A 1,765-nucleotide genomic window follows, 5' to 3' on the forward strand; every position below is an offset into this window, starting at 1 on the left:
CCGGATCATCGAGATCCGAGAGCATGACGGATCGCTCCGAGAGGTTTTGCCGAGGTCCTTGTGAGCGAATCTTGTGAGCGAATGAAGCCTGCCGGGGACGCCCGCAGGGCGGGCGACGTTCATCTCCCGACTGGGTTCCGCCGTCGATTCCGCGTACGATCATTGCATGATCAGGGGGGAACGAGGGCAGACGATCCAGGGGAAGCGGCGTCGCATGGGCAACCGAGAAAACCGGCAAGGGTGGCCGAGGGGGGGCGTCCTGGTCACGAGCGTCGTCGTGCTGGCCGTCGCGGTCGTGGCCTGGCTCCTGAAACCGTCGGACCGGACGCGATGGACGGCCATCGAACGCGACCTGGAAGCCCAGCGTTGGGACGACGCGGTGCTCGGCCTGTCCCGGTGGGTGGAACGCCACCCGGACGACGGGCAGGCCAGGGTTCGCCTGGGGACCAGTCTCCGGATGATCGGCCGGGCCGACGACGCTCGCGAAGCCCTGCGGCGGGTCTCGGACGCCGACCCGGCCTGGCCGACCGCGCAATTCCTCCTCGGCGAGCTGGCGAGGGAGCGGTTCGATCGCGCCGGGGCGGAACGGGCCTACCGGGCGGTGATTGCCCGGCAGCCGGGGGCCGTCGAGCCGCGATCGCGGCTCGTCACCCTGCTGTTCGTGCAGCGCAGGACCGAGGAGGCGAGGGCCTTGCTCTGGGAATTGCTCGGCCTGACGGGAGACGCGAGGCACCTCGTCACCCTGACCGGCCTGGCCCTGGAGCGCCGGCAGGTGGAGCAGTTCCGCGACCTCGGCGGCGAGGGCGACCAGCTCCTGCAGCAACTCCAGCCGTTCCTGGAGGTCTCGCCCGACGATCCCTGGATGAGGCGGGCGCGGGGCCTGATTCGCTTCGAGCAAGGGGACCCGGCCGGGGCGTTGGCCGACCTCGAGTTCGCGGCGCGGAGCATGGAAGGCGATCCGAGCGTTCGGCTGGCCCTGGCCGAAGCCTGGCGGACGCTCGGGGAGCCGGGGCGCGTGGCCGAGGTGGTCGGGCCCGCCCCCGAATCGCCGACCGACCTGGCCCGCTGGTGGCTCGTCATCGGGCAGGCCGAGCAGGAACAAGGGCGCGACGAGGAGGCGATCGCCGCCTTCCGCCGGGCGATCGCGGCCGACCCCGAGCACCTGTCGGCCCACTACCGGCTCGGCCGGGCGCTGGCCCGGGACAATCGGCGCGACGAGGCGGACTCGATCCTCGGACGCGCCGAGGCGATCCGGGGCCGCACCGACGCCTTGAAATTCGCCATCAACGAACGCCTCTCCGAAGGGATCGACGCCGCCTCGTGCCTTCAGATGGGACAGCTTTGCCTCGACACCGGCATGGCCGCCGAGGCCTTCGCCTGGTTCGAGCAGGCGATCCGGCTCGACCCGCTCGACCGAGAGGCGCAGGCCGCCCTGGCCCGGCTCGGGCCGGTCGAGCCCGAGCCCATCACCCCGCCGAAGCTCCGCGAGCAGGTGGCCGAGATCGACCCGCGCCGTCCTCCTGTCCCCGTCGGCACCCCGGCCGAGGGAATCGTCGGCCCCCGGTTCGAGGACGAGGCGACCGCCCGAGGACTCGCGTTTTCCTATGACAGCGGCGAGCAAGGGGATTTTTTCATCGCTGACACGATGGGCGGGGGTGTCGGCCTGATCGACTTCGACAACGACGGCTGGCTCGACGTCTACCTCGTCAACGGCTGCCCCTTGCCGGTCGATGCCGAGCACCCCCCGGCACCCAACCGCCTGTTC

At 71.2% G+C, this 1,765-nt stretch carries 1 protein-coding gene; it reads left to right on the forward strand.

The window, feature by feature from the left end; all coding sequences use genetic code 11:
• Positions 1-214 precede the first annotated feature (214 nt).
• A partial coding sequence (locus AB1L88_RS26840; RefSeq protein ID WP_367099797.1) for a tetratricopeptide repeat protein occupies positions 215-1,765 on the forward strand: 1,551 nt, incomplete at its 3' end.

The sequence above is a fragment of the Tautonia sp. JC769 genome (assembly GCF_040717455.1).
GTDB lineage: Bacteria > Planctomycetota > Planctomycetia > Isosphaerales > Isosphaeraceae > Tautonia.